Genomic DNA, 24,779 nt, shown 5'->3' on the forward strand with positions numbered 1-24,779 from the left:
TGCACAACGGCAGTCTTGATTACTTCAAGCTGCCGGACAAGAACTGCTGCAAACGCTCCGACTGCGGGTTCACCAGTACTTCGCGCGGGTTGCCACGCTCTTCGACGATGCCTTTGTGCAGGAACACCAACTGGTTCGACACCTCACGGGCGAAGCCCATTTCGTGGGTCACCACCACCATGGTGCGGCCTTCCTGGGCCAGGTCCTGCATCACCTTGAGCACTTCGCCAACCAATTCCGGGTCGAGGGCCGAGGTGGGTTCGTCGAACAGCATCACCTCCGGTTCCATCGCCAGGGCGCGGGCGATGGCCACACGCTGCTGCTCGCCGCCGGACATGTGGCCTGGGAACGCATCCTTGCGATGGCCCACGCCGACTTTGGCCAAGTAGTGCTCGGCCTTTTCACGCGCGTCTTTCTTCGACATGCCCAACACGTGCACCGGCGCTTCCATCACGTTTTCAAGCGCGGTCATGTGCGACCACAGGTTGAAATGCTGGAACACCATGGACAAGCGCGAACGCATGCGCTGCAGCTGTTTAGGATCGGCGGCCTTCATGGCGCCGTCCTTGTTGGCCACCAGCTTCAGCTCTTCGTTGTTCAGCAGAATCTTGCCGGCGTGGGGTTGCTCCAGCAGGTTGATGCAGCGCAAAAAGGTACTTTTGCCCGAACCACTGGAACCGATGATGCTGATCACATCACCGGCTGCGGCGGCCAGGGACACGCCTTTGAGCACTTCATGACTGCCATAGCGTTTATGCAGGTCTTGGACTTCAAGTTTGTACATGCGGTCGGTTCTCACAAAAACAGGTGGTCAGTCGTTGAGCAAGCGCCCGTGACGCAGCGCTTCGCGCCCCGCCACCTTGGCCAGCCAGAAACCCGCTTGGGCATAACGTAGCCGTTCAACGGCAAACAACACCCCCGAGGTGCCCGCGCAAATCGTGCTGACGCGGTCTTCCAGGGGGTCAATCACTTCAAAAATCGGCTCGCCTTTTTCGACCACATCACCGGCTTTACGCAGGTAACTGATCACCCCGGCGTGGGGCGCGAACAACAATTCGGTGCCTTCAAACGGCAAGCCTTCACAGGGCTCGAACTGTGGCGCGGGCCATTCCCCCTTGATCAAGCCCTGCTCGGCGAGGAACGCGAGGATACCTTCGGCGTGGAAGATCGCCTCGTCGCGGCCCGTATCGGCTTGACCACCCAACTCCAGCGTCGTCGCCAGGCAGGCCAGCGGGATCTGCGCCTCAGGGAATGCCTGGGACAAACGCAACCACGGCAGCGAGCAGGCTTCATCGAACGAACTGCCGCCGGAGTCTTCCGCCAGCAGGCCGACTTTCACATTCAAGTGCGCCGACAACGAGCGCCACTGCGGCCAGTGCTGCGGCAGTGCGTACATGTGCAGTGCAGCTTCGGCGTCGCAATGCAGGTCAAGCACCACATCGGCGGTGCAGGCGTGGCTCAGCAAGATGCGCTGCATGCCTTGCAACTGGCTGCTCGGCTCAGGCAATGAGGCGAGTGCATCACTCATGGCCTGGCGGATCATGCGCACGTTCGCGTGGGGATCATCGCCCAGCTTGCCTTCGAGCAGCTCGGCCACCGGCTCGCTCAGCTCGACGAAATCACGGTTGAAGTTCTTGCCGCTGCCCACCTCGAAACGGCCCTGGTGGCTGCCTTGCAGCAACTGGCCCAGGCCCATCGGGTTGGCGACCGGCACCAGCTCGATCACGCCGTTGAGGGCGCCTTGCTGTTCCAGTTCGGCGAGGCGCTTTTTCAGCTCCCACGCGGCGCGCATGCCGGGCAATTCGTCGGCGTGCAGGCTGGCCTGGATATAGGCCTTGCGCTCGCCCTTGCCGAAACGGAACACGCTCAGCTGGCGCTCGCAGCCCAAGTGGCCCCAGGGCAACAGGTGATCGATACGTTCCATATCAGTGCTTCCTCGGCGCCAGGTAGCTCAGCCAGCGGCGCTCGGCCAACTTGAACAGGCGCACCAGGATGAAGGTCAGGCACAGGTAGAACACACCGGCGGTGATATACGCTTCGAACGGCAGGTAGAACTGCGCGTTCACTGTACGTGCAGCACCGGTGATGTCGATCAGCGTGACGATCGACGCCAGGCTGGTGGTCTGCAGCATCATGATCACTTCGTTGCTGTACTGCGGCAGCGCGCGGCGCAGGGCCGACGGCAGCAGGATGCGGCGGTACAGCTTGTAGCGCGACATGCCCATGGCCTTGGCGGCTTCGATCTCGCCATTGGGGGTGGCCTTGAGGCTACCGGCGATGATCTCGGCGGTGTAGGCGCTGGTGTTGATCGCAAAGGCCAGGCACGCGCAGAAGGTGGCGCTGGACAGCAGCGGCCAGAGGAAACTCTCGCGCACCGCCTCGAACTGGGCCAGGCCGTAGTAGATCAAGAACAACTGCACCAGCATCGGCGTGCCGCGGATCACATAGGTGTAGAGCCAGGCCGCACCATTGACAATCGGCTGCTTGGACACGCGCATCAAGCCCAAAGGCAAGGCAGCGAGCAAGCCGAAGAACAGCGAGATGGCGAGCAGTTTCAGGGTGGTCAGCAAGCCGCCAAGGTACAGCGGCATGGCCTCCCAGATGACGTTGTAGTCGAAGATCATAGATCAGCCGCCCTTACGCCTACCGAGTAGCGCTTCTCAAGATGACGCAAGGCCAGCAACGACACACTGGTGATCACCAGGTACATCGCCGCCACTGCGAGGAAGAAGGTAAAAGGCTCGCGGGTAGCGTCTGCCGCCTGCTTGGCCTTGAACATCATGTCTTGCAGGCCCACCACCGAAATCAGCGCGGTGGCCTTGGTGAGGACCAGCCAGTTGTTGGTAAACCCGGGGATCGCCAGCCGGATCATCTGCGGCACCATCACCCGGAAAAACACCTGGAAACTGCTCATGCCATACGCAAGGCCGGCTTCGGCCTGGCCCTTGGGAATGGCCATGAAGGCGCCGCGGAAGGTTTCCGACAGGTAGGCGCCAAAGATGAAACCCAGGGTGCCGATACCGGCGGCCAAGGGGTTCAAGTCGATATAGTCGTCATAGCCGAGCAGCGGCGCGACGCGGTTGAGCAGGTCCTGACCACCGTAGAAAATCAGCAGGATCAGCACCAGGTCGGGGATCCCGCGGATCACCGTGGAGTACAAGTCACCCAGCCAGGCCAACCAGCGCACCGGCGACAGGCGCAACGCGACCCCGATCAGACCCAGAACAATGGCCAAGGCCATGGACGACAAGGCGAGCTGAAGCGTCAACCATGCGCCATCGAGGATGACGGCCCCGTAGCCTTTCAACATGATTCAGGTCCTCGAAAAAGGGGATGAAAAAATGGCGCAAACCTCAGGAATTCTGTTGCTTGCGCCATTTGGGACAGACAGCTGCGACGATTTACTTAGGGTCAGCGCCGTAAATATCGAAGTCGAAGTACTTGTCCTGGATTTTCTTGTACTCGCCGTTGGCACGGATCGCGGCAATGGCTGCGTTGATGCGGTCCAGGTTTTCCTTGTCGCCTTTGCGTACGGCGATGCCGATGCCGTCGCCGAAGTACTTGGCGTCGGTAAAGGCCGGGCCTACGAACGCGTAGCCTTTGCCGGCAGGGGTTTTCAGGAAACCGTCCTGCAGCAGGGTAGCGTCAGCCACGGTGCCATCGAGGCGACCGGCTTCCACGTCCAGGTAGATTTCGTTCTGCGAGCTGTAAGGCACCACGGTGGCGCCTTTCGGAGCCAGGACTTCCTTGGCGAAACGGTCGTGGATCGAACCGCGCTGCACACCGATCTTCTTGCCCTTCAATTCATCCAGGCTATCGCTGACGGTGGTGCCTTCCTTCAACACCAGGCGCGCTGGGGTCAGGTAGTAGCGGGTGGTGAAGTCCACGGACTTCTTGCGGTCATCCGTGATGGACATGGACGACAGGATCGCGTCGATCTTGCGCACTTTCAGCGCTGGGATCAGGCCGTCGAACTCTTGCTCGACCCAGGTGCACTTCACGTCCATCTGCTTGCACAGGGCGTTGCCGATGTCGTAGTCGAAACCGACGATGCTGCCGTCGGGAGCTTTGGAGGCAAACGGAGGGTAAGCCGCTTCGATACCAATTTTCAGGGGCTTGCCTTCAGCGAAAGCCTGCATGGACAGCACGGACAGCGCCAGGGCGCCCAACAGCACGAGTTTCTTCATCTTGGGACTCCATCGGTATAGGGCAAAACAGCAGTATGAGCCATGGCCCACGATGCGACTTAAGGGAAACCGAATTGCGGTGCTGCGTCCCACACCAGTTACACACTGGAGACGACGAGCGAGTGATCGGCATTCTAACGACAGGCCGGAAGTCGATATTTCCTCAATGCGACAACAATTTACAGAAGCACCGAGAAAGCGGCTCCAGCTCATTGACAGCCTCTGAATTTTATGCAGAGACAAAAGACATTAAACCTGTAGACGCTGCAAATTGCGGGCCTATTATTCGCAAACCCTTCTAGCACGGCAAGTCTGGCGTTTAATCTTATTTCCGGGGGTGTCTAAAACGCGGTTTTTCGAGGCATGGGCGTAGCGCTTTGCCTCACGTTTGGGCGGCGGGTTACACATTTGCGCTCGACGGTAACATTCAGAAATATCCCACAACACAATCCGATATTTATTGACCTTATGTAAGTCGTCCCACCCATGAGCAGCCTTGGAATGCAATCAAACTGTGGGAGCGGGCTTGTTCGCGAAGGCGGTGTGTCAGTCAGCATATCAGCCAACTCATTACACCGCCTTCGCGAGCAAGCCCGCTCCCACAGCTGATCTTCAGTGTTTTTGAGAGCGCATAAAAAAGCCCCATCCGGCCTACGCCGAATGGGGCTCCATCGCTCAAATCTGCCTTAAGCGACGTTCATGGTCTTGTGCGTCTCAATCAAATGCGCCACCACGCCCGGGTCCGCCAGGGTGGAGATATCCCCCAGCCCGTCGTATTCAGCCGTGGCAATCTTGCGCAGAATCCGCCGCATGATTTTCCCCGAGCGCGTCTTCGGCAAGCCCGGTGCCCACTGGATCACGTCTGGCGAAGCAATCGGCCCGATTTCCTTGCGCACCCAGTTTTTCAACTCCAGGCGCAGCGCTTCGTTCGGTTCTTCACCATTTTTGAGCGTGACATACACATAGATGCCCTGCCCCTTGATGTCGTGCGGCACACCCACCACCGCCGCTTCGGCGACTTTGGGGTGGGCAACCATGGCGCTTTCGATCTCGGCGGTGCCCATGCGGTGGCCGGACACGTTCAACACGTCGTCCACTCGGCCGGTGATCCAGTAGTAACCGTCCTCGTCACGGCGCGCACCGTCACCGGTGAAGTACATGCCACGGAAAGTCTTGAAGTAGGTGTCGACGAAGCGGTCATGGTCGCCGTACAGCGTACGCGCCTGGCCTGGCCACGAATCAAGGATCACCAGGTTGCCTTCAGCCGCGCCTTCGATCAGGTTGCCGAGGTTGTCCACCAGTGCCGGCACCACACCGAAGAACGGCCGTGCCGCCGAACCCGGCTTGAGCGCATGGGCACCCGGCAGCGGGCTCATCATGTTGCCGCCGGTTTCGGTCTGCCACCAGGTATCGACAATCGGGCAACGGGATTGGCCGACGTTTTTGTAGTACCAGTCCCACGCCTCTGGGTTAATCGGCTCACCCACCGAGCCAAGCAGACGCAGGCTGCTGCCATCGGCGCCTTCACAGGCAGCGGTGCCGGAAGCCATCATCGCGCGGATCGCGGTCGGTGCGGTGTAGAGGATATTGACCTTGTGCTTGTCGACGATCTTCGCCACCCGGGTGATGTCCGGGTAGTTCGGCACGCCCTCGAACAGTACGGTGGTCGCGCCGTTGGACAGCGGGCCGTAGACAATATAAGTGTGGCCGGTGACCCAGCCGACGTCGGCGGTGCACCAGTAGATTTCGCCCGGGCGGTAGTCGAACACGCGCTCGTGGGTCAGGCCGGCGTACAACAGGTAGCCGCCGGTGGTGTGCTGCACGCCCTTGGGCTTGCCGGTGGAACCGGAGGTGTAGAGGATGAACAGCGCTTCTTCGGCACCCATCTCTTTGGGCGCACACACGGTGCCCGCCACTTTCATCAGGTCTTCGTACCAGATATCGCGATGCTGGTTCCACTTGATCTGGCCATTGGTGCGCTTGCACACGATGACCTTCTGGATGCTGCTGGTTTCCGGGTTGGTCAGGGCGTCGTCGACGTTGGCCTTCAACGGAATTTTCTTACCGGCGCGAATGCCTTCATCGGCAGTGATCACCACCTTCGACTTACAGTCGATGATACGACCAGCCAGGGCTTCCGGCGAGAAACCGCCAAACACCACGGAGTGGATCGCACCGATACGGGTACAGGCCAGCATGGCGACCACGGCTTCGGGGATCATCGGCATATAGATAGTCACCACGTCGCCGCGGTGCACATCCTGGCCGCGCAGGGCGTTGGCGAACTTGCAGACTTCTTCATGCAGCTCGCGGTAAGTGATGTTGCGGCTCTCGGCAGGGTCATCGCCCTCCCAGATGATCGCGATCTGGTCGCCGCGCTCGGCGAGGTGCCGGTCCAGGCAGTTGTAGGAAACGTTCAGGGTGCCATCGGCGAACCACTTGATGTCGACATGGTGATCGTCGAACGAGGTCTGCTTCACCGTGGTGAAAGGCTTGATCCAGTCGAGGCGCTTGGCTTGCTCGCGCCAGAAGCCATCGGGGTTGACCACCGACTGCTGGTACATGGCCTTGTAGGTCGCCTCGTCGGTCAGCGTGTTGGCTGCTACTTCGGGGCGAACGGGGTACAGGGAAGCCGCACTCATCTTTCTTACCTCGGTGACATAGTTGTTGTTGTATGGCCCTGTTGTAGCCGGGGCGGGTCTATAGAACCATTCGACGATGGTAGTAACAAGCCCCTACAAATTGCCCTGATATGCCCCTGCACGGCTCTAGCCCGCGGGCCGTGGTGCTTTGCGCCTTTGTGAAAAAAGCTTTACCACAGGATTGTTACAAAAACCGCCAACAGTGTTTATCAAAAGTACGGGTATATGAATATAACCTGGCAGCCTAAAATCACTTCCGTCAACACGACACAGTGATTAACAACGCAACAGCCCCCACGAAGGCAACGTTAATCCGAACTTCCCAACTCTTAAGTTACACACGCGGCCTCACAAGGGCCCCGTGACCCCACTCGCCCTGAATAAGGTAAATAGAGAAATGAAAGCTTTAGTAGTTATGGCCCTCAGCAGCTTGTGCGCAACCGCCGCCCTGGCCGACGAAGCCCCGACTGACGTAGCTGGCCGGAACACCCCGATCGTTGAGGATTACACTTACAGCACCCACTTGGACGTCGCCAAAGTATTGTCCATGAGCAACATCCCGGAAGTATGCGAAGTTGTACCGGTGAAGATGGAATATGAAGACTCACAAGGTCAGCGGCATATTCTTAATTACCATGTGATGGGCAATGGTTGCTCTAACGGGTAATAACTTGATGCGTTCGATCTGAACCTGATCTTATTCGCCGCAAGAAATCGTTCTTGCGGCAAAGAACCGGCCCCCTCCGCCCCTCGCTGCGCCCCCTCGAAAAAAATCCTGCCGCTCGTCCCTCCGACCAACCCCAGCAAACCCGCGTCTTGGCCTGAAAAGTAGGCTTTTTGTCTGCGATCCGTGAGCATCCGCCGCAACACAAAGCCGATTTTTTCCCTATAATGCGCGGGTAAATCGGGCCTGCAATATCCCTTTACACCGGGATGAAGAGCCAGACCTGAGGCCTCTCGCTGGAGCAAGCACCTAACGCTCCGCACCTCAAGCCTCACGCAGAGCACCCGTAACCCTATTCCGTTTAATGCGTGCGCTAGCTGCAACAAACGATTCCTTAAGATCCACCGCGGCCTCAGGGCCGTGTGAACACCCAACCATCCGGTTTCACACGGGCACCTTTGAGCCCTCACGCAGGAGACGACACGTCATGCTGAGCTGGGACGAATTCGACAAAGAAGAAGAAGGCGAAGTAGCCACCAAAGGCGCCAACGCCGGCCACGCCACCGAAGCCAACATGGACCGCCTCGACGGCGCCGGCGCTGCCGCCGCCATCGAAGCCCGCGCCGTCACTGCCAGTGACTCCGCCGCCATCGTGCGCGCCAAGGCCGCCCTCGACAAACTCGACGTCGCCGAAGGCCTCGCCGAGCTGGAAGGCTCCGCCGCCCGCGTCGCCGTTGACGAAAAGCGCATGATCAACTGCCGCGCCGACCTCAACCAGCTCGTACCCTTCAAGTACGACTGGGCCTGGCAAAAGTACCTCGACGGCTGCGCCAACCACTGGATGCCGCAAGAGGTCAACATGACCGCCGACATCGCGCTGTGGAAAAACCCTGAAGGCCTGACCGACGACGAACGTCGCATCGTCATGCGCAACCTCGGCTTCTTCTCCACCGCCGACTCCCTGGTGGCCAACAACCTCGTGCTGGCCGTGTACCGCTTGATCACCAACCCGGAGTGCCGCCAGTACATCCTGCGCCAGGCCTTCGAGGAAGCGATCCACACCCACGCCTACCAGTACTGCATCGAATCGTTGGCCATGGATGAAGGCGAGATCTTCAACATGTACCACGAGATTCCATCGGTCGCTAAAAAAGCCGCCTGGGGCCTCAAGTACACCCGTTCGATCTCCGATCCGAAGTTCGAAACCGGCACCGTCGAGACCGACAAAGAGCTGCTGCGCAACCTGGTCGCCTACTACTGCGTCCTGGAAGGCATCTTCTTCTACTGCGGCTTCACTCAGATCCTGTCGATGGGCCGTCGCAACAAAATGACCGGCGTCGCCGAGCAGTTCCAGTACATCCTGCGCGACGAGTCGATGCACCTGAACTTCGGTATCGACGTGATCAACCAGATCAAAATCGAAAACCCACACCTGTGGGATGCCGAGATGAAGGAAGAAGCGACCCAAATGATCCTGCAAGGGACTCAACTGGAGATCGAATACGCGCGCGACACCATGCCGCGCGGCGTGCTGGGCATGAACGCGGCGATGATGGAGGACTACCTCAAGTTCATCGCCAACCGTCGTCTGTCGCAGATTGGCTTGAAGGAAGAGTATCCGGGGACGACTAACCCGTTCCCGTGGATGAGCGAGATCATGGACTTGAAGAAAGAGAAGAATTTCTTTGAGACTCGGGTGATTGAGTATCAGACGGGTGGGGCGTTGAGCTGGGATTAATTTCCGAGCCAGCGAATTTTTCAGGCTTGAGCGAATAGCTAAGACCTGCGAGAAAGCCCTGATCTGTTCAGGGCTTTTTTGTATTCAACGAATAAACTGAAACCTCACGCGAACGTCACCCACAGAGTGACTGATGCAGACTTCCTACTGGACGGTCGCGCCCGCAAAGACCTACACCTTACGCGCGAGCTAACCACAATCACAAAGCTATAGCTTACCGGGCTTCGTCTCACGACTGTAGACCGGCGAATATCCGCAGGTGGGTCGGTAAAAGCTAGGTTTCAGTCCCTTATTGGTCGCTTGGATACTGGGGCGAGCTCCACGCCCCGCCGTGCATCTGTACACGGTGAACCTCGGTCCCTCTTTCCGAGGTTCATTTCTTGCCGAGTACCTAGTGAACCGTTACCATTTATTGAATCGCCCCGGATTCTCTAGACACCTTGCAAGCTCATTGCGTAACGCTTTTCAAACTCTACCGGTGACAGCTGATTGTTGAAACCATGGCGGCGTTTTACGTTGTAGAACATCTCGATGTAATCGAACACATCACTACGAGCATCTTCCCGCGTGATGTAGATTTTTCGCTTGATCCGTTCCCGTTTTAGAAGCTGGAAAAAGCTCTCGGCCACGGCGTTGTCATGACAGTTGCCTCGGCGACTCATGCTGGCAACCAAATTGTTTGCGCTCAAAAAGCTGCGCCAGTCGGAGCTGCTGTACTGGCTGCCCTGGTCGGAATGAACCATCACCTCTTGCTTCGGTTTACGCCTCCAAACCGCCATCAACAACGCATCAATAGCCAAATCACTGGTCATCTGCGCCTTCATTGACCAGCCAACGACCTGACGAGAAAACAGATCCAGCACCACCGCCAAATACAACCAGCCTTCATACGTACGAATGTAGGTGATGTCGGTGACCCAAACCTTGTTGGGTTCCACGACATCGAACTGGCGCTTCAGCAAATTGGGTGAGGCGACCGCTGGCTTACCGCCGTACTTTCCAGGGCGGCGTCGATAACCTGTCTGAGAGCGCAGCCCTTCAAGACGCATCAGCCTTGCCACGCGATGGCGCCCGCAAACTTCACCGACCTCGCGCAGATCGTCATGGATTTTGCGATAGCCATAAACGCCGCCACTTTCCAGCCATGAATGCTTGATCAAACCCAGCAGTCGCTGGTTGTCTTTGGCGCGTGCAGATTGCGGCTCAGACAACCAGGCGTAATAGCCACTTGGATGGACTTTCAGCGTCAGGCAAAGCCGTCGAATGGAATAGTCGCCGGCTCGCTGCTTGATAAAGGCGTACTTCAACCGCACTCCTTGGCAAAGTACGCGGCGGCCTTTTTTAAGATATCTCGCTCTTCAGTGACGCGCTTGAGCTCCGCTCGCAGACGACGCAGTTCAGCGTGTTGATCATCGTCTTGCTGTCGTTCTTCTAGAGGTTTGCTGTAGCGCTTTATCCAGGCATAGAGGCTATGCGTCGACACACCAAGACGTGCTGCCACCTCAGCGACAGGCAGCTTCTTTTCGGCCACTTGATTGACCGCTTGGATTTTGAATTCTTCGGGATAACGTGGGTTGCTCATGGCACCTCCTAATTGGCCTCAGTTTAAGGCAAAGAGGTGTCTACGAAACCCGAGGCGATTCAATGCTCCATTGATCACACCTAAAACGTGGATAACAATCACGTAGCAATGACTCCAGCGGGAAAACCCTGCTAGATTCTCTGAGGGGAATAGATGTACAAAAACCAAGGGCGAGGATCTGCCTCGTCTAAAAACATTTCTTCATTGGGCAAGCCCTGAATGAGTGCAGACATCGTCACACACGAACAACGCTCTCAAAACATGTCCAGAATTAAAGGAAAAAATACAAAGCCCGAAATGATTGTTCGGTCGGCGTGCTATGAGCTGGGGCTTCGCTATCGTCTACACCGAAAGGACCTACCGGGAACGCCAGACTTGGTATTCTCGAAGCACCGATTATGTTTATTCGTTCACGGCTGTTTCTGGCACAGGCACCCCGGATGTAAATACGCATATACGCCCAAAAGCAGATTAGATTTTTGGTTACCTAAGCTCGCAAAAAACGTTGAGAGAGATACGAAGGCTCGGCGAGCACTTGAAGCAGCAGGTTGGCGTGTATCGATCATCTGGGAATGCCAGACAAAAAACAGAGATGCTTTGCGAACTGAAATCCAAAAAATGATCGACCCCGAACTCGATAGTCAGCGCCCCACCGCTGAAATATGATGAATAATGTTGATAGCGTGACCACCTTCAACCGCCCACCTACCCACTCAACTCGGCGCCTAAGAAACGCCTCAACCAGAGCGGTCCTCCGCACCCGACAGCCATGCGGCTTTTTTTCGCCAGCGGTTTCTCTACGTCTGTGAAAAAATCCCCGTTATGTCGGGAGTGGGCGAATACAAGACCCGAAAGGGGAATATGTCCGGCCCGTCTCTGGTGGGTTTCTTAGCTCCCGACACCCATAACGCATGCCCTAAGAAAGCAACCAGAGGTAACGGAAATGCCTGGATACTTTGCATCCCCTGCGCAGGTTATTCGCAGCACCTGCGCCATTTCTCAAACACGCTCCGGCTCGGAGGTGTGTCATGCATGAACCTACAGTCTTTACCCGCCAAAACCTGCAGCTGCATGCCCTGCTTCTAGAGAACCAGCCATGGTTCTGTGCTCGCGATCTTGGTCGCCTGATGGGGCTGTATCTCGCAGAGCGAATGGTGAGCAAGCTCGACAAGGATCAGCGGCAGACGCTGGAAATCTGTTATCACGGTCAGCCTGAAAACATGCTGATGCTCAGCGAGTCCGGCTTCTATGCATTGCTGGTGTATCACTACTCACCAGGGCATCGCTTGTTGCGTGAATGGCTGACTCATCAAGTGGTGGCGACTTTGCGTGATAAGCATCAACCACGATCTACAGACCGTCCAATGTTGAACTTGCTGGACTGGCCGGAGATGTCGTTGAGTCTTCTACATTGGCAGGATGAAGGTTGGATTCGATTACGAGATATGCCGTATATGTTGCTCAACAGGACTCGCCGACGAGCGCCACCGAGTAAGACTTGGTTTCAAAAAATGGCAGAGCGTTTCCAGCCATCCGGCCATTCAACACTCTGAAATCCCAAAGGTAGTCCGACCGGGCTGATGCTCAGACGGAGCACCTACATTCCTTTCCCAGCCCGCGCTGTAACAATGCGGGACGCCTTCCTACGTTCATTCCTATGCCCGACCGGGTAAACTCCCCTGATCATTGCCAGCAAAAGCACAACATCACTAAATCTGGCTGATCTGAATTGCATAACCGTTATCAGCCTGAACCCATGCAGTGGGCACCAGTCACACAGTTATGAGAACCCGCTCCAAACGATCAAGGACCACCCGTGAACCCAGACATGCTCGAAGCCGGCCCCGCTGACGCCAAAGTACTCTCCGTCTTTGACTTCGACGGCACCCTGACCCACCACGACAGTTTCGTGCCCTTCCTCAAGTTTGCCTTTGGCACCGGTGAGTTTTATGGCCGGATGGTCAAGCTGGCGGTGCCGGGGCTGCGCTTTCTGGTGCGGCAGATCAGCCGGGATGAGTTGAAGGCGCAGTTGATCCGCACCTTTATGACTGGGGTGCAGAAGACGTGGGTGCAGCAGAAGGCCGAGGAGTATTGCCAGCGCAACTGGGCGCGGTTGATGCGCCCGGCGGGGGTGCTTTCGGTGGAGCAGGAGTTGGGCTCCGGAGCGGAGGTCACGCTGTGTTCGGCGTCACCGGCGTTGGTGTTGCAGCCGTTTGCGAATCGGCTCGGGATCAAGTTGATTGGGACTGAGCTGGAGGTGGTCGACGGGGTGTTGACCGGTAAGCTCACTGGGAACAACTGCCGCTGTGAGAACAAGGTGCTGCGACTTGAAGCGGTGTACGGGGATTTGGGCGAGTATCGGTTGCGGGCCTGGGGCGATACGCGTGGGGATCGGGAGTTGTTGGCGGCGGCGCAGGATGCGCATTTTCGGCATTTTCATGCGAAGAAGAAGCGGGCTCGGTTGCAGCGGTGATGCGGTGGTGGGGTTAGCGGGTAAATCCTTCGCAGCCTCGCTGGGGCTCGACAGCTCCCACATTTGAGCGGATGAGCACCGAGGGGCGCGCACTAGCATGGGGTGCTAGTGCGCGGATGGCCCATTCCGATCAATCGTCACCGCTTCCCGATTCTTGATCTTCAAATGCGGATCGCACCGCGTCCACAACCCGTTCGGCTAGGTCAATCACTTCCAGCTGCGGATAAGCCTTTTTTAATTTCCCCGATACCTGCCAGCCATTTTCCTTCAACGAGCGAATGACTCGGTTTGCGTCCTGATCAGGCATTTCCAGCACTTCTTTTAGCCGTTCCTGGGCGCGCTGAAAGATGACCAACACACGCGCTTCATCAGCCATCTCTATACGAACCGTGTGCGCCACTACCTGTGCCGTATACAAGACTTGTTCGGTCAAGTCGGGGTAGCGCCACGCGAATTGCGCATCGTCGTAGTCATCGAAGACCAGATTGCTGCGGGTTCCGTCCTCGTAGACTACAAGTTCTCCAAATCGATAGGAGCCAGCGTAGCGTTGCATGAATGGCCGCGAAAATGCCTCCAGCGTACGATCGTAACGCGCCCGCAAATCAATCGAGCTTGTGATTGAGGCCGACACTGGCAGGATTACGCCATCAGGCACCGCCTTATCACGGATCAAGGTGTCGTTGATCAGAAAGCGATGGATCCGACCATTGCCGTCTCGCATGGGGTGGATATAGACAAAAGCGAAAGCGATTACAGCTGCCCGGGCCAGCGGCTCAGCGCCCCGTGTTGCCAACTCGAATGCCTTCAAGCCATCAAGCAGTTGCGTCAGCACCTCAAATTGCGGCGCAATGTAGTGCACGATGTCCTCGCGCATAGTGGCCTGCCCCACGAAGACCGGTGAGTGCCGTAGGCCCAGCCCGAGCGCCTCTTCCCCTAAGATACCGGCTTGCAAGGTGTGCAGGCTTTCATTACTCAACGGATTGTCGATGTGCCCACAGTACTTGGCGATCACGTGGGCAAACCGCTGGATCCTGTCGGCTTTGTCTGCCTCTCTCTCGATCAAAAAGCTGGCACGCGACTCCTTGAACGTCAGCCAACTTGCCGTGCGCATCAGGATATCAGCGCCAAAGGCCTGGTTCAGCTGCAGCAGTGACGCCCCCAGATCAAATTGCAGCGCTTCCTGCACGGCTTCAGTGCGACGAATCAAGGGACAGAGCGCAGGCACTCCGGGCAGATTATCGTTGATGCGCCAGCGGCGTACCCGCAGAGGCTCAACGCGGGTCAGGTAATGCTGTGATGAAATGGCATCGACGTAGCCGCCGTTGGTGACATCAGGCACATCAAGGTGCCGTCCCGTTAACCACTCGTACAGGAATCCGGTCCGACGGGCATATTGACCAAAGGGCGTTTGCCGGCACCAGGCTTCGACGGGGTCAGGGCCGGCTGCAGCAAATAGGCGAGCGAAGAATTCGAGGTGAATTTCTTCGTACTTAAGCCCGAACTCGAAATGCCCTGCAAAGTCGTCCGAGGGTTGGTAGCTGAGGGGGTACTTACGCTCGACATGTCCATTGCTCTCGTGGCTCATGCGGGTCGTACCGATTACCGATTCGACGCGTAGTGGCTGAGCAAGCGCTATACGGTAGCGATCAGCGAGTGCCTTGAAGCCTGCCTGCATGGTCGAATCCCCTAACGAACCCTAAAAAACGATAACTATTGGGGAATAGTAGGCGAAAACGATAATTTTGTGAGTACGAAAACGCTAATGCGCTCTTAAATTTGCTAACAAATCAGCCATTTCATTTTAAAACGATAAAAACCTAAAGGGCAGCGACCCGAGTTGAGGGTCCGTCAGGAGACCGAGGCGATCCCTTCGTAGCCTCGCCGGGGCTCGACAACTCCCACATTTGATCTTTGTGAGCCCGTTAATCGGTGTTCAACGGGCGTTTATGTCGTGGCTTTGAGGTTTACGCCCAGGGCTGTGGCGAAGGCTTTTACCATCGGGCTGCGCGGGGCGTTGTGGCGCAGGATGAGGTTGAAGGCGGTGCTCAGGTGAACGTGCTCCGGGCACAGTACGCGCAGGCGCCCTTCTCTTACCAAGGGCGTGGCGTAGTGTTCGGGCAAGAAGCCGAGGAAACGGCCAGTAAGGATCAGGATCGCGACGGCTTCGACTTGTGAGGCCGAGGCGGACTGGCTGTCATAATTGACGAAGTTGGCCTTGTCGCGGTGGATCGCATACCGATGGTTCACCACTTCGTATTGGCGCAAGACCTCGGGCGTGATGTCGTTTGCGTCGAAGAGTGGGTGTCCTACGGCACAGTAGGCGTGGGCCTTTTCTTCATACAGCGGGAAATAATCGAATTCTTCGCGGCGCTGGTACACCGGCACGATGCCGACGATCAAGCGTCCCTCTACCACGCCGCGCTCAACTTCGTCCAGTTGCGAGGCGTGTAGGCGCAATCTAATCTTTGGCGATTCGCTATGTAATTTCCCCAACGCGGCAATTAGCGGGGAATTAACATCGGACACGGTGTTATCAATAACGCCCACACTAAGGTCGCCAATAAGCTCGTTTTGCGCCGAACTAAGCTTGTCGCGAAAACTGTCCACCGAGGTAAATAACTCGATGGATGCCTGATACACCAACTTGCCTTCTTCGGTCAGCCCGAACCCTTCCCTGCCCCGTGTGCACAGGCGCATGCCGATGCGAATCTCGAGGTCGGAGATTTGTTTGCTGATGGCCGCGAGCCCCACGTTCAGCTCGTTTTGCGCGGCACTGAAGCCGCCCGCTTCGACCACGGCCATGAACACGCGCAGCAATTTGAAGTCCAGCCCGCTCAACTGCAGGGGCGGTCTTGTGCCGGGTTTTGGCGGCAGGTTTCCAGAAGTGGAAAGTGGAGTTTCCATAATACGCGTTGACCTCAAGTGCCATATTCAACAGGCTTCAACCCAGTCCTTGAACATAGCCAGGCGGCGATAATGAACATAAACATCCGCCCTTGGCAACCTTGAATACGGCGCGTCAGACGCTGATTCAGTCTAGTTGAAACCTTATTTTTACTGCCTCCGACTCTTCTAAAAACAAGCGTGAGGAATACCCATGTCCCAGCCCACCGACCGCCTTTGGGGCGCTCGTTTCAAGACCGGCCCGTCTGCTGCATTGGCCGCGTTGTCGCGTTGCCCCGAGCGCTATTTCCGCCTGACGCCCTACGACCTGGCCGGCTCCCGTGCCCATGCCCGTGAGTTGCAGCGCGCCGGGTTGCTCGATGAGTCGGAGACCCTGCGCACCCTCGAAGCCCTGGACCAGATCGGCCATGACTTCGCCGCCGGCCGCTTGCACCCGACCCTGGATGACGAGGACGTACACACCTTTATCGAACGCGTATTGACCGAGCGCCTGGGCGCCTTGGGCGGCAAGTTGCGCGCCGGGCGTTCGCGTAATGACCAGACCGCCAACGATCTACGTCTTTTCCTACGTGACCATGCGCGCACCATCACCACCGAGGTGCTGGGTTTGCAGCAGGCGTTGGTGGAGCAGGCCGAGCAGCATATCGAGAGCATCTGCCCCGGCTTTACCCACTTGCAGCAAGCGCAGCCGATTGTGTTCGCTCACCACTTGCTGGCTCACGCGCAGTCGATGTTGAGGGATGTGCAACGTCTGGTGGATTGGGATGCGCGCACGGCCTTGTCGCCTTTGGGCGCTGCCGCGATGGCAGGTTCTGCGATTGCGCGCCAGCCGGAGCATTCGGCCAAGGAAATGGGCTACACCGGGCCGTGCGAAAACTCCATCGATGCCGTCGCCAGCCGTGACCATGTAGCGGAGTTCCTGTTTGTGGCGGGCATGCTCGGGGTGAATATTTCGCGCCTGTCCGAAGAGTTTTGCCTATGGTCGTCACGGCAGTTTCGTTGGGTGGTGCTGGATGATGCCTACGCCACGGGTAGCTCGATCATGCCGCAGAAAAAGAACCCAGACATTGCCGAATTGGCGCGGGGCAAGGCTGGGCGCTTGATTGGCAACCTGACCGGGTTGATGTCGACGCTCAAGTCGCTGCCGCTGTCGTACAACCGCGATTTGAGTGAAGACAAGCACAGCGTGCTGGACAGTGTGGATACGTTGCTGCTGGTGTTGCCGGCGATGGCGGGAATGGTTGCGACCATGAAGGTGCAGGTGGAAGAGCTGCGGCGTCAGGCGCCGATGGGCTTTACCTTGGCGACTGAGGTGGCGGATTGGTTGGCGACCCGTGGTGTGCCGTTCAAAGAAGCCCATGAAATCACCGGCGCGCTGGTACAGGCCTGTGAGAAGCATGAGATTGAGTTGTGGGAAGCCTCGCCGGCGATGTTGGCGGAGGTGGATGCACGACTCACACCCGAAGTGCGCGACTGCCTGACACTGGAAGCGGCGATTGCGGCGCGCAGTGGGTGGGGTGGGACGGCGCCGGAGCGGGTTCGGGAGCAGATTGGGCGGTTGAAGTCCGCATTAGCGGCTCAACAGCAGTGGGCAGAGAGTTATCAGGGGTTCCGGATTTAAATCTGCGGTGTTTGGGCTGGCGTCTTCGCAGGCAAGCCAGCTCCCACATTTGGACCGCGTACAGTAGTTAGAGCGTTGTAAGTTTTGGAGATTCACCATGAACCAAACCCCGGCAGAGCGCTTGGAAGCCGAGCGCAAGTTGTCCGAGAACCAGTTCGATATCACGCAGTACGAACACGTGCCGCGTCGTTATTACGGGCGGATGTTTTTTGCCACCTTGATCGTGATCGTGTTGGCCGCGCTGTTGCGCGCATTCGCCAATGGCCAGATCGAATGGTCCTACATCGGTCAGTTCCTCACGTCTGAGGCCATCCTCTGGGGTCTGGTGAACACCATTGTCATGTCGATTTTGGCGATGGCACTCGGTGTGGTGATCGGGGTGATCACAGCCATCATGCGCATGTCGGCCAACCCGATCCTGCGTTATGTGGCCATCACCTACACCTGGCTGTTCCGCGGTACACCGTTGATCCTGCAGCTGCTGCTGTGGTTCAACCTGGCGCTGATTTTCCCGGTGATCGCGATTCCCGGCCTGTTCAGCATCGACACCGTCGACCTGATGACGCCATTCGTGGCCGCCCTGCTCGGCCTCAGCATCAACCAAGGCGCCTACACCGCCGAGGTGGTGCGCGCCGGCCTGTTGTCGGTCGATACCGGCCAGTACGAAGCCGCCAAGTCCATCGGCATGCCGAGCCTGCAGGCGTTGCGTAGGATCATTCTCCCGCAGGCGATGCGAGTGATCATTCCGCCTGTAGGCAACGAGTTCATCAGCATGGTGAAAATGACCAGCCTGGCCAGTGTGATCCAGTACTCGGAGCTGCTGCACAACGCGCAAAACATCTACTACGCCAACGCGCGGGTCATGGAGCTGCTGATCGTGGCCGGCATCTGGTACCTGGCGGTGGTGACTGTTCTTTCATTTGGTCAAAGCCGCCTCGAGCGTCGTTTTGCCCGCGGCGCCGGCAAGCGTTCGTAAGTCTGGGTTGAGGAGATTTGCCCCATGAGAAGCATCGTCAAGGCCGTCAACCTGAACAAGTATTACGACCAGTATCACGCGCTGCGCGACATCAATATCGAGGTCGAGCAAGGCGAAGTGATGTGCATCATCGGCCCGTCGGGGTCCGGTAAAAGCACCCTGCTGCGTTGCGTCAACCAACTGGAAAAAATCGATAAGGGCGGCCTGTGGGTCGACGGCGAACTGGTGGGTTACCGCGTCGTCGGCAACAAGCTGCATGAGATGAATGAATCGCAGATCGCCCGCCAGCGCCTGGCCACCGGCATGGTGTTCCAGCGCTTCAATTTGTTCCCGCACATGACCGTGTTGCAGAACATCATCGAAGGCCCCTGCCAGGTGCTCAAGCGCTCGCCCAAGGAAGCCATCGAAGATGCGTTGGAACTGCTGGCCCGCGTCGGCCTGGCGGACAAGCGCAATGCCTACCCGGTGGAGTTGTCCGGCGGCCAGCAACAGCGGGTAGCGATTGCCCGTGCGTTGGCGATGCGACCCAAATTGATGCTGTTTGACGAACCCACGTCAGCCCTCGACCCGGAGCTGGTAGGCGAAGTGCTGTCGGTGATGCGCGACCTGGCCACCACCGGCATGACCATGATCGTGGTCACCCATGAGTTGGGCTTTGCCCGCGAAGTCTCCAACCGCATGGTGTTTATGGATGCCGGCCAGATTGTGGAAGCCGGCAGCCCGGAAGAAATTCTAATAAGCCCACAAAACCCGCGTACCCAAAGCTTTATTTCTGCCGTTCGCACTTAACTAAAAAACAAACGAGAACGCCCCCATGAAAAAATTGTTTATCCCAACGTTGCTTGCAGGCCTGATGGCCTCCTCCGCTGTTTTCGCGGCATTGCCGGCGGCAATCAAGGACAAGGGCGAGATCAGCGCGGCCATCGTGCCGAACTATCCGCCGATGGATTTCAAGGACCCGGCCACCAACAAGATCACCGGCCTGGACTTTGACCTGGGCAACGCCCTGGCCGAGCGCCTGGGCGTGAAGATCAAGTGGCAGGAAACCGGCTTCGAGCAGATGCTCAGCGGCTTGACCACCAAGCGCGTGGACATCGTGCTGTCGGGCATGTCCGACACCGCCGAACGCCAGAAGGCCGTGACCTTCATCGACTACTTCACCAGCGGCCCGCAGTTCTACACCCTGGCCAAGCGTGAAGACCTCAAGGAATTGACAGACCTGTGTGGTAAAAAAGTCGGCACCAGCCGCCGTACCACCTGGCCGTCGGAAATTGCCGCATGGAGCAAGGAAAACTGCGAGGCGGCGGGTAAGCCGGCGATCGTGGTGATCGGCACCGAAGGTTCGGCGGATGCGCGGGCGCAGTTGCAGCAGAATCGCCTGGATGCCGCGATGCAGGGCAGCGAGACCATTCCCTACTTGATGTCGCTGGACAAGGGCAAGTACAAGCCGGTGGGCCTGGCGATTGCCAAGCAATTCACGGGGCTTGGGATTGAGAAGAGCAACACGGAACTGGTCACGGCGATCAGTGAAGCGTTGCAGGGCATGATTGATGACGGCACCTACGGCAAGATCCTGAAAAAGTGGGACCTGGAGCAAGGCGCAGTCGAGAAGATCACCATCAACTCCGGTCAGTAAGTCGATCCAAGTGTGGGAGCTGGCTTGCCTGCGATGGCGGCAGGTCAGCTTGCATCATCATTGCCTGAACCACCGCTATCGCAGGCAAGCCAGCGCCCACATTTGATGTGTGTTGTCTTGAGAACATAACAAGGACACTTGCCCCCACCGTGGCCACTTACTCCCTGGTAATCCGCCGCCTGATGATCTGCTCGGTGACCATCGTGGTCAGCCGCGCCATGACCAGCCCGTTGCTGGCCCTGTTGCTGAGTACTCGCCTGGGCCTGAACCAGCAGGACATCGGCCTGCTGATGGGGATTGCCGTCTTTATTGCGACCTTGCTGGGCCTGTACGGCGGCTACATCATCGACCGCCTGGAAAAGCGCAAGCTGCTGATCCTGGCCATGCTCTCCAGCTCCATCGGTTTTCTGTTGCTGACTTTTGCCAGCAACCTCTACCTCACCACCCTGACCCTGGTCATCACCGAAGCGGCGTCGGCGCTGTTCCTGATTGGCTCAAAAGCCATCATCAGCGAGAACCTGCCGGTGGGTGACCGTGCCAAGGTGTTTTCGCTGCGCTACACCCTGACCAACGTCGGCTACGCCACAGGCCCGATGGTCGGCGTAGTGATCGCCGGCCACCTGCAACTGGCCCCGTTCCTGATTGCCAGTGCGATCGCCTTTGGCAGCGTGTTCCTGATGATCGGCATCCCGCCCACCCAACGGGATGACAGCAACAAGCCCTTGAGTTTTCTCACCACCCTGCGCACGTTGCGCAGCGACCGCACACTCATCCTGTTCACCAGCGGCAGCTTGCTGAGCACCATTGTCCATGGGCGCTACACCCTGTATCTGTCGCAATTCTTGCTGGTGGCCTACAAGCCCGCCGAGGCGCTGAAGATTCTGTCTGCGGTGCTGGCGTGCAATGCCATCACCGTAATTCTGATGCAGTACCAGATCGGCCGCTTTCTCAAACGTGAACAATTGCGCTACTGGATCGTGCTCGGCACGCTGCTGTTCATTGCCGGACTGATCGGTTTCAGCCTCGCGGACAGCCTGCTTACCTGGTGCCTGGCGATGTTCGTATTCACCCTCGGCGAGATGATCATCTACCCCTCCGAGTTCCTGTTTATCGACACCATCGCGCCGGATGCACTGCGCGGCAGTTACTACGGCGCGCAGAACCTGGCCGCGTTTGGAGGGGCGATGAGCCCGGTGATTTGCGGCTATCTGCTGATCAATGCGGCGCCGGCCAGCATGTTCTATGCATTGGGGGCGCTGACTGCGGTCGGTGGAACGCTGTGCTTTCTGAGCGGGCGAAGGGTTGCAGGTTCTTGCTGATATTTGCGCTGGATCCCGCTATTAATAGCGAAACTTCTCACGGACCCGAGCCCCATGAAATTCGACACGGCCTACAGCCTGAGTCTCGACGACAAGCTGTCGATCTACGACGTACGAGACCTGAATTTCGACGAAACCGCTGATTTCGATTCCGACCACGACAGCTTCCTCTGCCCCAACGATCAGTGCCGTGCAGCGTTTGATGCGAGCAACGCGCTGAGCACGTTCAACGCCAAGAACGTCAACTACGTGCGCACGCCGCACTTCAAGAACAAAACCAGTACCCGACACATTGACGGTTGTCGTTATGCCAGCACCCACAAGACCGCGAGCGGCGAAGGTGACGACGAGCGTGAGGACAATTTCCCCTCGGAATTTGTACTGACTCGTAGACAGTACGAACGCAAGCCGCCCTTGGCTGGCACCGAAGGAGATAGCCCTCAAGCCCCCGCAAAAGCACCTTCTGTCCGTGCCACTGCATTCCCCGGCAACCACGACAGCACCCCGGACAAAACCAGCGTGTTCGCCCACCCGGTGGAATGCTTTGTGTCCAACATCGATGACAAGGACAAACTCAAGTCCATGCCGTTGAAGATCGGCGAGCACACCGCGACCTACTGGACGTACTTCAAAAAGATCGAATACCTGCAGGACAACAAGGGCTTGATCTACTGGGGCAAAATCAAGGCGATCAAGGACTACACCAGCAGCTTTCGCATCGACTTCGAAAAGAAAGTGTGGCTCGACAAAAAGCCTTACTCGGTGAATGTCTACCTGAGCAAAAAACTCATCGACAACTACCGCAAGCGCAAGGCATTCCTGGAGCAGATCAAGGCGGCGGTGGACAGTGAGCGGGCGTTGTACTGCTTCTTCTATGGGGTGACGCCAGCACTCCAGCAGGTGCCCAGCAAGAAGAACCCCGAGCAGACGTTCGGGGTGTTCAGCGCAAATATCGAGAACCTGGATCACCTGATCATTCGCGAGGCGCCAGGGCTGGAATAGGGGGTCGTTGATAATCCAGTTGATGAGCGGTCAAAACAACTGTACAAAAACACAGTATAGTTTGTCCTCCCCCGTCGAACCCTGGAGAAACCCCATGTCCTCCCTGGCAATGAGCTCTTTTGTAGAACAGCAGATCGTCCTGCATCAATTCACCGCCAAGCACAGCGCACAGGCCCGTGCGATGCTGGGCTGGAGCCGGGAACACCTGGCGCTTCAGGCTGGCGTGACGGTTGAAGCGGTTCAACAGTTTGAAAGCCAATGCGACGTGGGTGACGAAACCCGCCTGGCCCTGGCGTTTCGTTTGGAGGCTGAAGGGCTGGTGTTTTTCCCTGGGTTTGCGCCGGGGTGGGGCATGAGTGTGCGCCGCTTTGACACTGCCGCAGCCGAACCCGTAGCGCAAGGGATCATCTCTCGTTTGATCGGCACAACGTCCGCATCACTTGACTCACCCACCCCTCAACCGAATGGTGCGTAGCGCCCGGCCCTGGGGCCAACGCTGTCACATCGCACACCCGCCGCCCGTTACGGCGTCAAAGTGCCGGCTTGAAATCAGCCTGGGCTGCCTGCTCGTATCCATGGGCCACGGCCAGCAAGGTTGGTTCGGACCATCGGGTCCCGAAAAAATAGGCACTGGTCGGTAGCCCATCCTCATCCTTACCGGAGGGGACGGTGATTCCAGGGTAACCGGCCACTGCCACACCGAAATAACTGTAAGTCTCGAAATCCGACACCATGGCGTCCAGGTTTTCCGCTTTGATCGGGTCATCCATGGTGCTGCGGAAGTCCTGAATGAGCGCGTCCCAAAGGGGTTTACGCTGCTCCGGCGTCAGGGTCTGGGCGTTGATTTCCTTGAGGATGGGCTGGTGATCCGCGTCAGCCCCTTCGCGCTCGTCGTTGAACTTGATCAGTTCGGTCAGCGACTTGACCGGTAGGCCCGGACGCTTGCCGAGGTAACTGTTCAACTCATCCTTAACATCAGAGAGCAGCAACTCGTCGTAACGTGATGCATCGGCCAGCCGCAGGTTGACCGGCACCAATACCGCGCCTTGTTCGCGTAACACGTCCAACGTCCGATTGAATTGCTCGCTGTTATCGACTGACAGGGTTTCGCCATCTTTGGAAAACGTCGCGGGATAACCGATACGCTTGCCTTTCAACGCGCCTGGAACCAACAACTGCGTGTAATCAATGCCTTGGGGTGCGCCCACGCTCGCCGGATCCTGTGGATCGCTGCCCGACATGGCATTGAGCATCAACGCAGCATCAAACACCGAACGCGCCATCGGGCCCGGTGTGTCCTGGTTCTGACTCGCGGGAATCAACCCGTTGCGGTCCAGCAGGCCAACGCTGGGCTTGAGCCCGACGACCCCATTGCGCGCGGCCGGGACAATAATCGAACCATTGGTTTCAGCCCCCACCGCCAAGGGTGCCAACCCTGCCGCGACTGCGGCGGCAGACCCGGAGCTGGAGCCTCCGACGTCGGCATCCGCATGGTGCGGGTTACGGGTTTGTCCGCCCCGGCTGCTCCAGCCATCGGGACCACCACGAAACCCAGCCAGTTCGGTCATGTTGGTTTTACCGAGGATCACCGCGCCCTGCCTGATCAGGTAGTCGACCAATGGGGCGTTCTTGCCGGCCGCTTCACCCACCAGCCCGAAAGCACCTGCACTGGTCTGCATGCCTTCAGTTTCGATGGTGTCCTTGAGCAAAATGGGAATGCCATGCAGCGGCCCGCGTACCTTGCCGCTGGCGCGCTCGCGATCCAGCTCGCGCGCTGCCTCCAATGCCCCGGGGTTGAGTTCGATGACGGCGTTCAGTTGCGGGTCGACGCTGCGAATGCGCGCCTGCAGGTACGTGACCAGGTCGGCCGAGCTGAGCCCGCCTGGCCGGGCCATGTGCTCGCCAAGCTCTTTGACACTGAGGTACTCGGTCCCAGGGGAAACGGGGTTTGAAGCAACCGCTGAGTAGTCTCCTGCAAACGACTGTACAACTTGCCGGACGACGGAGCCCATTCCATATGCAATACCGAACATAA

22 protein-coding genes are annotated in these 24,779 nt (G+C 58.0%); 12 read left to right on the plus strand and 10 right to left on the minus strand.

The genetic code is table 11. From position 1 onward, the window contains the following. Positions 1 to 19: 19 nt before the first annotated feature. From KUA23_RS23365 to acs, 6 genes are all read right to left on the minus strand, one after another. A complete protein-coding gene (locus KUA23_RS23365; protein WP_003214336.1) occupies positions 20 to 784 on the minus strand; it encodes an ABC transporter ATP-binding protein in 765 nt (254 codons plus the stop codon). A 27-nt stretch (positions 785 to 811) separates the two neighbouring features. Beyond that, positions 812 to 1,924 (minus strand): succinylglutamate desuccinylase/aspartoacylase family protein, encoded by a 1,113-nt coding sequence (locus KUA23_RS23370; protein WP_252992927.1) that lies wholly within the window; start codon positions 1,922 to 1,924, stop codon positions 812 to 814. A 1-nt stretch (position 1,925) separates the two neighbouring features. Beyond that, positions 1,926 to 2,624, minus strand: coding sequence for an ABC transporter permease (locus KUA23_RS23375; RefSeq protein WP_010208307.1), 699 nt, complete (start codon positions 2,622 to 2,624; stop codon positions 1,926 to 1,928). Next, positions 2,621 to 3,310, minus strand: a complete 690-nt coding sequence (locus KUA23_RS23380) for an ABC transporter permease (RefSeq protein WP_024077013.1) — start codon at positions 3,308 to 3,310, stop codon at positions 2,621 to 2,623. Before KUA23_RS23380 ends, KUA23_RS23375 begins: the two co-directional genes overlap by 4 nt. A 91-nt stretch (positions 3,311 to 3,401) precedes the next feature. Then, positions 3,402 to 4,187 (minus strand): ABC transporter substrate-binding protein, encoded by a 786-nt coding sequence (locus KUA23_RS23385; RefSeq protein ID WP_078049888.1) that lies wholly within the window; start codon positions 4,185 to 4,187, stop codon positions 3,402 to 3,404. Between the two features lie 686 nt (positions 4,188 to 4,873). Next, positions 4,874 to 6,829 (minus strand): acetate--CoA ligase, encoded by a 1,956-nt coding sequence (gene acs, locus KUA23_RS23390; RefSeq protein WP_078049889.1) that lies wholly within the window; start codon positions 6,827 to 6,829, stop codon positions 4,874 to 4,876. 397 nt (positions 6,830 to 7,226) lie between these two features. Between acs and KUA23_RS23395 the strand changes: the two genes are divergently transcribed. Then, entirely contained in the window at positions 7,227 to 7,496 is a 270-nt protein-coding gene (locus KUA23_RS23395) for a DUF2790 domain-containing protein (protein WP_015885484.1), read from the plus strand. A 484-nt stretch (positions 7,497 to 7,980) separates the two neighbouring features. Beyond that, positions 7,981 to 9,231: a ribonucleotide-diphosphate reductase subunit beta gene (locus KUA23_RS23400; RefSeq protein ID WP_005790649.1), complete on the plus strand. Its 1,251-nt coding sequence runs from the start codon at positions 7,981 to 7,983 to the stop codon at positions 9,229 to 9,231. Between the two features lie 431 nt (positions 9,232 to 9,662). Here KUA23_RS23400 and KUA23_RS23405 read toward each other — a convergent pair. Further along, positions 9,663 to 10,813, minus strand: a protein-coding gene (locus tag KUA23_RS23405; RefSeq protein ID WP_100490110.1) for an IS3 family transposase whose coding sequence is annotated in 2 segments (ribosomal slippage) — positions 9,663 to 10,579 and positions 10,579 to 10,813 — 1,152 coding nt in all. Because the reading frame shifts where the segments join, the coding sequence is not laid out codon by codon here. A gap of 219 nt (positions 10,814 to 11,032) precedes the next feature. Here KUA23_RS23405 and KUA23_RS23410 point away from each other — a divergent pair. From KUA23_RS23410 to KUA23_RS23420, 3 genes are all read left to right on the plus strand, one after another. Beyond that, the gene (locus KUA23_RS23410) at positions 11,033 to 11,479 is read left to right on the plus strand and encodes a very short patch repair endonuclease (protein WP_078049897.1); all 447 of its coding nucleotides are present in this window, start codon (positions 11,033 to 11,035) and stop codon (positions 11,477 to 11,479) included. Between the two features lie 362 nt (positions 11,480 to 11,841). Then, complete coding sequence (locus KUA23_RS23415; protein ID WP_252992928.1) at positions 11,842 to 12,366, plus strand: BRO-N domain-containing protein; 525 nt, start codon at positions 11,842 to 11,844, stop codon at positions 12,364 to 12,366. A gap of 275 nt (positions 12,367 to 12,641) precedes the next feature. Then, complete coding sequence (locus KUA23_RS23420; RefSeq protein ID WP_068932303.1) at positions 12,642 to 13,286, plus strand: HAD-IB family hydrolase; 645 nt, start codon at positions 12,642 to 12,644, stop codon at positions 13,284 to 13,286. Positions 13,287 to 13,416: 130 nt separating this feature from the next. On the opposite strand, the gene KUA23_RS23425 is transcribed toward KUA23_RS23420, so the two are convergent. Both KUA23_RS23425 and KUA23_RS23430 read right to left on the minus strand, forming a co-directional pair. After that, positions 13,417 to 14,961, minus strand: coding sequence for a Fic family protein (locus tag KUA23_RS23425; RefSeq protein WP_252992929.1), 1,545 nt, complete (start codon positions 14,959 to 14,961; stop codon positions 13,417 to 13,419). A 269-nt stretch (positions 14,962 to 15,230) separates the two neighbouring features. Then, the gene (locus KUA23_RS23430; RefSeq protein ID WP_099494362.1) at positions 15,231 to 16,190 is read right to left on the minus strand and encodes a LysR family transcriptional regulator; all 960 of its coding nucleotides are present in this window, start codon (positions 16,188 to 16,190) and stop codon (positions 15,231 to 15,233) included. 193 nt (positions 16,191 to 16,383) lie between these two features. On the opposite strand from KUA23_RS23430, the gene argH reads away from it, so the two are divergent. The 7 genes from argH to KUA23_RS23465 all read left to right on the plus strand — a co-directional run bounded on the left by argH (position 16,384) and on the right by KUA23_RS23465 (position 23,219). Then, a complete protein-coding gene (argH, locus tag KUA23_RS23435) occupies positions 16,384 to 17,811 on the plus strand; it encodes an argininosuccinate lyase (RefSeq protein WP_078049901.1) in 1,428 nt (475 codons plus the stop codon). A 97-nt stretch (positions 17,812 to 17,908) separates the two neighbouring features. Further along, the gene (locus KUA23_RS23440; RefSeq protein ID WP_016979819.1) at positions 17,909 to 18,787 is read left to right on the plus strand and encodes an amino acid ABC transporter permease; all 879 of its coding nucleotides are present in this window, start codon (positions 17,909 to 17,911) and stop codon (positions 18,785 to 18,787) included. A 24-nt stretch (positions 18,788 to 18,811) separates the two neighbouring features. Continuing rightward, positions 18,812 to 19,576: an amino acid ABC transporter ATP-binding protein gene (locus tag KUA23_RS23445; protein ID WP_010208290.1), complete on the plus strand. Its 765-nt coding sequence runs from the start codon at positions 18,812 to 18,814 to the stop codon at positions 19,574 to 19,576. A gap of 25 nt (positions 19,577 to 19,601) precedes the next feature. Beyond that, a complete protein-coding gene (locus tag KUA23_RS23450; RefSeq protein WP_078049902.1) occupies positions 19,602 to 20,423 on the plus strand; it encodes an ABC transporter substrate-binding protein in 822 nt (273 codons plus the stop codon). Positions 20,424 to 20,572: 149 nt separating this feature from the next. Continuing rightward, positions 20,573 to 21,742, plus strand: coding sequence for an MFS transporter (locus KUA23_RS23455; RefSeq protein WP_078049903.1), 1,170 nt, complete (start codon positions 20,573 to 20,575; stop codon positions 21,740 to 21,742). Between the two features lie 54 nt (positions 21,743 to 21,796). After that, a complete protein-coding gene (locus KUA23_RS23460; RefSeq protein ID WP_252992930.1) occupies positions 21,797 to 22,744 on the plus strand; it encodes a hypothetical protein in 948 nt (315 codons plus the stop codon). A gap of 94 nt (positions 22,745 to 22,838) precedes the next feature. Continuing rightward, entirely contained in the window at positions 22,839 to 23,219 is a 381-nt protein-coding gene (locus KUA23_RS23465; protein WP_078049905.1) for a helix-turn-helix domain-containing protein, read from the plus strand. Positions 23,220 to 23,274: 55 nt separating this feature from the next. On the opposite strand, the gene KUA23_RS23470 is transcribed toward KUA23_RS23465, so the two are convergent. Next, the gene (locus tag KUA23_RS23470; RefSeq protein WP_252992931.1) at positions 23,275 to 24,777 is read right to left on the minus strand and encodes an amidase family protein; all 1,503 of its coding nucleotides are present in this window, start codon (positions 24,775 to 24,777) and stop codon (positions 23,275 to 23,277) included. Between the last annotated feature and the right edge of the window lie 2 nt (positions 24,778 to 24,779).

Source organism: Pseudomonas pergaminensis (assembly GCF_024112395.2).
Lineage (GTDB): Bacteria > Pseudomonadota > Gammaproteobacteria > Pseudomonadales > Pseudomonadaceae > Aquipseudomonas > Aquipseudomonas pergaminensis.

What these genes read in the sequence shown, in the direction of transcription:
- KUA23_RS23470 (WP_252992931.1), bottom strand. Translation starts at nt 24,777, where the DNA reads ATGTTCGGTATTGCATATGGAATGGGCTCCGTCGTCCGGCAAGTTGTA.
- KUA23_RS23365 (WP_003214336.1), bottom strand. Translation starts at nt 784, where the DNA reads ATGTACAAACTTGAAGTCCAAGACCTGCATAAACGCTATGGCAGTCAT.
- KUA23_RS23415 (WP_252992928.1), top strand. Translation starts at nt 11,842, where the DNA reads ATGCATGAACCTACAGTCTTTACCCGCCAAAACCTGCAGCTGCATGCC.
- KUA23_RS23375 (WP_010208307.1), bottom strand. Translation starts at nt 2,624, where the DNA reads ATGATCTTCGACTACAACGTCATCTGGGAGGCCATGCCGCTGTACCTT.
- KUA23_RS23430 (WP_099494362.1), bottom strand. Translation starts at nt 16,190, where the DNA reads ATGGAAACTCCACTTTCCACTTCTGGAAACCTGCCGCCAAAACCCGGC.
- KUA23_RS23420 (WP_068932303.1), top strand. Translation starts at nt 12,642, where the DNA reads ATGCTCGAAGCCGGCCCCGCTGACGCCAAAGTACTCTCCGTCTTTGAC.
- KUA23_RS23400 (WP_005790649.1), top strand. Translation starts at nt 7,981, where the DNA reads ATGCTGAGCTGGGACGAATTCGACAAAGAAGAAGAAGGCGAAGTAGCC.
- KUA23_RS23385 (WP_078049888.1), bottom strand. Translation starts at nt 4,187, where the DNA reads ATGAAGAAACTCGTGCTGTTGGGCGCCCTGGCGCTGTCCGTGCTGTCC.
- KUA23_RS23370 (WP_252992927.1), bottom strand. Translation starts at nt 1,924, where the DNA reads ATGGAACGTATCGATCACCTGTTGCCCTGGGGCCACTTGGGCTGCGAG.
- KUA23_RS23460 (WP_252992930.1), top strand. Translation starts at nt 21,797, where the DNA reads ATGAAATTCGACACGGCCTACAGCCTGAGTCTCGACGACAAGCTGTCG.
- KUA23_RS23425 (WP_252992929.1), bottom strand. Translation starts at nt 14,961, where the DNA reads ATGCAGGCAGGCTTCAAGGCACTCGCTGATCGCTACCGTATAGCGCTT.
- argH (WP_078049901.1), top strand. Translation starts at nt 16,384, where the DNA reads ATGTCCCAGCCCACCGACCGCCTTTGGGGCGCTCGTTTCAAGACCGGC.
- KUA23_RS23450 (WP_078049902.1), top strand. Translation starts at nt 19,602, where the DNA reads ATGAAAAAATTGTTTATCCCAACGTTGCTTGCAGGCCTGATGGCCTCC.
- KUA23_RS23465 (WP_078049905.1), top strand. Translation starts at nt 22,839, where the DNA reads ATGTCCTCCCTGGCAATGAGCTCTTTTGTAGAACAGCAGATCGTCCTG.
- KUA23_RS23440 (WP_016979819.1), top strand. Translation starts at nt 17,909, where the DNA reads ATGAACCAAACCCCGGCAGAGCGCTTGGAAGCCGAGCGCAAGTTGTCC.
- KUA23_RS23395 (WP_015885484.1), top strand. Translation starts at nt 7,227, where the DNA reads ATGAAAGCTTTAGTAGTTATGGCCCTCAGCAGCTTGTGCGCAACCGCC.
- KUA23_RS23380 (WP_024077013.1), bottom strand. Translation starts at nt 3,310, where the DNA reads ATGTTGAAAGGCTACGGGGCCGTCATCCTCGATGGCGCATGGTTGACG.
- KUA23_RS23410 (WP_078049897.1), top strand. Translation starts at nt 11,033, where the DNA reads ATGAGTGCAGACATCGTCACACACGAACAACGCTCTCAAAACATGTCC.
- acs (WP_078049889.1), bottom strand. Translation starts at nt 6,829, where the DNA reads ATGAGTGCGGCTTCCCTGTACCCCGTTCGCCCCGAAGTAGCAGCCAAC.
- KUA23_RS23445 (WP_010208290.1), top strand. Translation starts at nt 18,812, where the DNA reads ATGAGAAGCATCGTCAAGGCCGTCAACCTGAACAAGTATTACGACCAG.